General features: G+C 64.1%; 7 protein-coding genes. 3 read left to right on the plus strand and 4 right to left on the minus strand.

Features of this window, described 5'->3' with window-relative positions; translation table 11 throughout:
• Positions 1 to 34 precede the first annotated feature (34 nt).
• The gene (locus BMZ21_RS29555; protein ID WP_091843715.1) at positions 35 to 1,072 is read right to left on the minus strand and encodes an extracellular solute-binding protein; all 1,038 of its coding nucleotides are present in this window, start codon (positions 1,070 to 1,072) and stop codon (positions 35 to 37) included.
• 21 nt (positions 1,073 to 1,093) lie between these two features.
• Positions 1,094 to 2,194, minus strand: coding sequence for an ABC transporter ATP-binding protein (locus BMZ21_RS29560; protein WP_167561807.1), 1,101 nt, complete (start codon positions 2,192 to 2,194; stop codon positions 1,094 to 1,096).
• 284 nt (positions 2,195 to 2,478) lie between these two features.
• Between BMZ21_RS29560 and BMZ21_RS29565 the strand changes: the two genes are divergently transcribed.
• Positions 2,479 to 3,192: a GntR family transcriptional regulator gene (locus tag BMZ21_RS29565; protein ID WP_244544083.1), complete on the plus strand. Its 714-nt coding sequence runs from the start codon at positions 2,479 to 2,481 to the stop codon at positions 3,190 to 3,192.
• 243 nt (positions 3,193 to 3,435) lie between these two features.
• On the opposite strand, the gene BMZ21_RS29570 is transcribed toward BMZ21_RS29565, so the two are convergent.
• Positions 3,436 to 4,371 (minus strand): LysR family transcriptional regulator, encoded by a 936-nt coding sequence (locus BMZ21_RS29570; protein ID WP_091843727.1) that lies wholly within the window; start codon positions 4,369 to 4,371, stop codon positions 3,436 to 3,438.
• Positions 4,372 to 4,529: 158 nt separating this feature from the next.
• Here BMZ21_RS29570 and BMZ21_RS29575 point away from each other — a divergent pair, with 158 nt between their 5' ends.
• Both BMZ21_RS29575 and BMZ21_RS29580 read left to right on the plus strand, forming a co-directional pair.
• Positions 4,530 to 4,859, plus strand: coding sequence for a nuclear transport factor 2 family protein (locus BMZ21_RS29575; RefSeq protein ID WP_091843730.1), 330 nt, complete (start codon positions 4,530 to 4,532; stop codon positions 4,857 to 4,859).
• On the plus strand, positions 4,856 to 5,635 hold the full coding sequence (locus BMZ21_RS29580; protein WP_091843733.1) for an SDR family oxidoreductase: 780 nt from the start codon (positions 4,856 to 4,858) through the stop codon (positions 5,633 to 5,635). Before BMZ21_RS29575 ends, BMZ21_RS29580 begins: the two co-directional genes overlap by 4 nt.
• A 10-nt stretch (positions 5,636 to 5,645) precedes the next feature.
• On the opposite strand, the gene BMZ21_RS29585 is transcribed toward BMZ21_RS29580, so the two are convergent.
• On the minus strand, positions 5,646 to 6,152 hold the full coding sequence (locus BMZ21_RS29585) for a MarR family winged helix-turn-helix transcriptional regulator (protein ID WP_091843737.1): 507 nt from the start codon (positions 6,150 to 6,152) through the stop codon (positions 5,646 to 5,648).
• Positions 6,153 to 6,191: the final 39 nt, after the last annotated feature.

The raw sequence follows: 6,191 nt of genomic DNA on the forward strand, positions 1-6,191 counted from the left end.
CGCGCCTCGCTCGAGGGATCGCCTGAGAAGAGGCCTACTTGCGGACCACCCGGTCGAATTCCGCGGTCCAGGCAGCGCGCTTGGCGTTGATCTTGGCCCAGTCCGGGTAGACCAGCTTCTTCAGGTCGTCCTCAGACACGAAGGACTTGATGCCGGGCGTCAGCGGCACGTCGCTGTTGGTCGGGATCATCTCGGTCGGCGGCAAGGCGAGCTTGGACTGGGCCTCGGCCGAGATCGCCGCGTCCATGTACTGGTAGACGCCCTCGGGATTGGCCGCGCCCTTGGCAAGGTGGATGGTGACCGGAACGCTCGGCGAACCGCTGATGGGATGAACGAACTCGCAGGGCACGCCGAGCGATTTAAGCCGCGCGACATTGCCGGTGCTGGCCATGAAGACGCCGATCTCGCCCTGCTGGAACATCGTCATCTGGGCGCTGCCATTGTTGGCGATGGCACCGACCTTGGGCATGTGCGAGGCGAGCAGCTTGAAGACCGGCTCCATATTGTCCTCGCCGCCGCCATAGAGCTTGGCGATCTCGACCCAGGCCATCGCAGCGGTGTTCGAGCCGAAGCCGATCCAGGCGACCTTGCCGTCATAGGCCTTGTTCTCGAACAGATCCTTGTAGCCGGCGGGCTTGGGCACCATCGTCGGATTGTAGGCGATGCCGTTGATCTCGACCGTGACGTTCGGGCCGTATTCGGTGCGGGCCGATGCCTCGAGCTTGTCCCAGTTCTTCAGCTTCGACGGATCGATCTTCTCGATCAGCCCGCGCGACACGGCTTCCGCCGTCTGGCCAGGCGACATCAGCACGGCGTCGAAGGAGGGCTTGCCGGGGCTCGCCAGCAGCTTGGCGAGTTGGTCCTGCGCCAGGGCCGGCGAGACGACGAGCTGCGTCCCCTGGGCTGCGACCAGCGGCGCCACGATCTTGCGATAGGCGTCCTCCCAGGCGTTGGGGAAAGCGGCGGCGACGACCGAGCCGGCGGCGCGCGCCTGTCGGGTGGAAAACACGCCAAGAGCCGGAAGGCTGGCGAGGCCGGCGGCGAACTGGCGGCGGCTGAGAGCGCTGGTCATGGCGGCGATCCTTTCGGAAGATCAGGGAGCAGGGAAAAGGCGGCAGCGATCGAGCGCGAAGCTGACGAAGACGTCGCGCGGCAGTTCGGCGGATTCGGAGGCGCGGTCCGCGATCGCCCTGACGGGCGTCGCACCCTCGACCAGCAGGTCGTGGACCATCAGATGGCCGAGCGGCACCGACAGCACGCGCTTGGCCAGCAGCGCGCCGGGCGTGGGCGACGCGGCGAGCTTCACATGCTCCGGCCGGACGGCGAGGACGACGTCCGAAGTCGGCACAAAGCCGACGGGGCCCGGCATCGCCAGTTGCGAACCCGATGCGAGGCGCAACAGGCCGTTGCCGTCGTCAGCCCTGGCGACCGTCGCCTTCAACAGCGAGGCGTGGCCGACGAAGCCGTTGACGAAGAGATTGGCGGGCTTGTCGTAGAGTTCCGCCGGCGGACCAGACTGCTCGACCCGGCCCTTGTTCATGACGATGAGCTGTTCGGCGACCGACTGCGCCTCTTCCTGGTCGTGCGTCACGATGATCGCCGTGATGCCGAGGCTGCGCTGGAGCTGTACGAACTCGAACTGGAGGTCGGCGCGCAGCGAGCGGTCCAGCGCCGCGAAAGGTTCGTCGAGGAGCAGCAGGGCCGGACGCGGCGCCAGCGCACGGGCAACCGCGACCCGCTGCTGCTGCCCGCCCGACATCTGCCGCGGCAGGCGGTTCGCAAAGGGCTCCAGCCGCACGATCGACATCATCTGCGCGACGCGCTCGCGGCGTTCCTCGCGCGGCAGGCCGGACAGCCCATAGGCGATGTTCTCGGCGACCGTCATATGCGGGAACAGCGCATAGTTCTGGAAGACCATGCCGACCTTGCGTTCGCGAGCCGGCACGTCCGTCACGTCACGGTCGCCGATCATGACCTTGCCGACGCCCGGCCTCAGCAGCCCGCAGACGATCCGCAGCATGGTCGACTTGCCGCAGCCGCTCGGCCCGAGGATGGCGGCGATGCTGCCGGCCGGCACGACGAAATTGACATCATCGACGGCCTGGGCACCGGCATAACTGTGGCTGACGCCGCTGACGGCCAAAGTCTGGCCGAGCGGCGAGGTCGAAACCGGCTTCTCCATGATCGCCTGCATGCGCCGCCCGCTTCTGTGGCCAACGAAAGATCGCTGCTCCACGTGCTGGCAAGTGGCGTGCCAAGAGCGCATACACCTCGCAGAGAACGTCACAAGGGTTTGATATATCTAAGAAGTTTATGATTCATGATCGGTTTCATATCTGCGACACAAATTGCTTTCAATTTTGCTTTCAATTATGAATGCTTAAATGATAGCGCTGCCTGCACACAAAATGGCCTATCGATATGACGCCTCGGCGAGATAGAATCGCGGTACCGATTTGCTTCGAGGATTGAATGCGCATGGCCGAGCGCAATGGTGATGCAACGGGCGACGACATCGTTGAGCGCATCTGCGACACGCTCGCGGAAGCCATCGCCGAAGGCGCGCTGCGCCCTGGCATGAAGCTTCCCGAAGATGTCGTCGGGGGGCATTTCGGTGTCAGCCGCACGGTCGTGCGCGGCGCGATCGCGGTGCTTCAGCGCGACCGGCTGGTCGAGCGCAAGCGCAACCGCGGCGCCTTCGTCGCCGAGCCCGGCATCGACGAGGCGCGCGCCCTGCTGGAGGCGAGGCGCTCGCTCGAAATGCTGATGCTGGACCACGCCTTCGAGCGCGCCTCCGCAGAGCAGCTTGAAGCACTACGAGCGCTGACGATCGAGGAGGACCGGATCCACGCCGCGCCCGATGATGCCGCCAAGGAAAAGCTGTCAGGGCGCTTCCATGTCGAACTGGCAAAGCTCGCCGGCAACCCCGTCCTGCTCGAGGCGCTGGAAAAGGTGCTCGCCCGCATCTCGCTGGTCAACGCGATGTACCGCCGCGATCACGGCGACCAGTGCGGCGCCAACCATCATCGCGACATCATCGAGGCCGTCGCCGCCGGTGATCAGCCGGCCGCGCGCAGGCTGATGAGCCAACATCTCGACGATCTCGAACACCGGCTCATCCTCGACGAGGCGCAGGGCGACAGCCACAGCCTGACATCGGTGCTGGAGCGATTCTCGGCTCGGGCCGGGTGAATTGAAGGCGTGCCCGCGCCCGAGCGAACGCGAGGCACGTCCTGCTCCCGTGATGCAATCAAGGACGGATATAGGGTGACGGAACGGGTTCAGCCGCTGGCTCCATGCAGTCACGACGCCGTCGACATCGTGACTTTCGACATCCTCGTCCGGATGCCGCATCCGCCCAGACCATAGCAGTCCTCGTCAGTGCTCGGCGCCACGAGCTGCCATTCGCTGCCCGCCGACACCGGACTTTCAGAATTAGGAGGCCGAACCGCGACGTGGTTCGGGATCAGCGCTTGATGCCGCGGTAAACTCGCGTGCGAGAGTGATGAATGCCTTGAACGCAGCGGATGGGTTCTTCCGGCCAGGGTAATAGAGGCACAGCGGCGCGACCGGTTTCATCCAGTCCTCGAGGACTTTGATCAGGCGGCCGGCCTCGATGTCGTCACGGACGTCCGACTCCATGAACAGGCCCAGGCCGATCCCGTGGAGTACCGCGGTACGTGAGAGGCTGGCCTCATCGAGGGTGATGGGTCCTTTGACGTCGATCTGGATCGGCTCGCCATCCTTCTCGAAGTGCCATTTATAGATGCCGCCATCGGGCAGTCGGATGCGGATGCAGGTCTGATTGAGCAGATCGAGGGGAACGCGCGGCTTGCCGTGCATCTCCAGATAGGCAGCCGACGCCACCACGACGTAGGATCGGGCGTGACCGATCGGAACGGCGATCATGTCGCTGGGCACGAAATCGGCGCTTCTGACGCCGAGATCGAAGCCGTCGGCCACGACATCGAGCAGACGACCTTCCGTCACGAGATCGATATGAACCTGCGGATATCGGCGCAGGTATTCCAGGATCACCGGCTCCAGAATCTCGCGGGCGGCGGTCGGAAACGCGTTGATCCTGATTGTCCCGGACGGCACCTCTTGTTGCGACATGGCGCTGTCCATCGCGCTGTGAATCTCGACAAGAGCGGGCCCGATCTGTTCGACAAAGTTTCGTCCTGCATCGGTGAGCGAAACGCTCCGTGTCGTCCGATTGAACAGGCGTACGCCGAGCTGCTTTTCAAATTTCGCGATGAGATTGCTCAGAGCCGTCGTGGAAATCTGCAGTTCCATCGCCGCCGCCCGGAACGACTTGCGCCGCGCGACCGCCATCACGGCGTCGAGCTCGATGAGGTTATGGCCGATCATTGTCCCGAATTTCGAAACGCTTCATCCCAATTTATCCCAGTTATCCCCCTGACTGTCCATCGCTACGTTCGACTCCGTAGAAGCAATCGCAGACGTCATATCCAAGAGGATGGGCTTGCGAGAAAATTACGGACTCCGTTCTGTAAGGATGATGAAACATGTCACTCGAACTTCCTGAACCCATCGCGCGCTATTTTACTGCCGATCTTGATCCCAACCCTCAGGTCATGGCCGATTGCTTTTCGGATAGAGCGATCGTCCGGGACGAAAACAATATCCATACGGGCCGAGACGAAATTCGTCAGTGGAAAGTCGATTATTCCAAGAAGTATACGGCTCAGTCGACGCCTGTTTCGGTCGCCCAGGATCGCGGCCGGATGGTCGTCACCTGCCATGTCGAAGGGGATTTCCCAGGCAGCCCGATCGATCTCAGATTCTTCTTTCGGGTGGAAGGCGGCCTGATCAGCGAGCTGGAGATTACCGTATGAGCCCGTTCATCAGCCTCGAGGGCAAGCGGGCGCTCGTGACGTCCGGCACGCGTGGCGCAGGCGCCGCAACCGTCAAGCTCTTTCGAGAGCTGGGCGCCAAGGTGCTGACCAGCGCCAGGTCGAGACCGGAGGACCTGCCGGCAGAGATGTTCGTCGGCGTCGACCTCACGACTCCAGAGGGCTGTGCGCAGCTCGCGGAGACCGTTCGGCAGCGCCTCGGCGGCGTCGATATCATCGTGCACATGTTGGGCGGCTCTTCCGCCCCGGCGGGCGGATACGAGGCCCTGACCGACGAGGAATGGCGCAAGGAGCTCGACCTCAACCTGATGCCGGCCGTCCGCCTGGATCGCGAGCTGGTGCCGGCGATGACCGCGCAAGGCAGCGGCGTCATCGTCCACGTCACGTCCATCCAGCGTGTCATGCCCTTGCCAGAGTCGACGATCGGCTACGCTGCAGCCAAGGCCGCACTCTCGTCCTACAGCAAGAGCCTCTCCAAGCTCGTCTCGCCCAAAGGGGTAAGGGTCGTCCGCATCTCGCCGGGATGGATCGCCACGGAGGGTTCTATCGCGTTCGCAGAGCGCCTTTCGGGGCAACACGGCGTCAGTGTCGAGGCCGGCAGGAAGATGATCATGGATGCGCTCGGCGGCATTCCGATCGGCCGCCCGGCCAGCACCGATGAGGTTGCGAACCTGATCGCGTTCGTCTCCTCGGATCGAGCGGGAAGCATCACCGGGACCGAGTACGTCATCGATGGCGGGACCGTGCCGACAGTCTAGGTGAAGCTTGCTACGACGTTGTGCTCTCCGGGGCAGCGACCGGCCCCGGCGCTGCCCCTGCCGCGCCGCCGGCATGGCTGTAGATCGCGTCGCGAAGCTGCCTGACCAGGCGATTGAGCTCGGCGAGGTGGCCGGGCGTCTCTCCGGAGGCCAGGAGCAGTTTTTCGTTCAGGCAGCCCGCACGGAAGCGAAGGCTGTCGCCGTCCGGGGTGAGCGCGATGATCACCTGGCGCTCGTTCTCGGGATTGCGGGTGCGATGCAGCAGGCCGGCTGCTTCCATCCGCTTGAGCAGCGGCGTCAGCGTGCTGGACTCCAGGGCCAGCTGCTGCGCGATGCCGCCGACGGTCTGGGCATCCTCGCGCCAGAGCACGTTGAGCACGAGATACTGCGGGTAGGTCAGGCCGAGGTCATCCAGCAGAGGCTTATAGGCCCGCTGGATCGCGATCTCCGCGGAGTAGATCGAGAAGCAGAGCTGATCCTCCAGCGGTACTGGCGGAGCGGTGGTGGCTTCGGTCATCGGCGGGCCTCCCGTTGCGGTTCACGGAACCGTGATCTC

The organism is Allobosea lupini, assembly GCF_900109525.1.
GTDB lineage: Bacteria > Pseudomonadota > Alphaproteobacteria > Rhizobiales > Beijerinckiaceae > Allobosea > Allobosea lupini.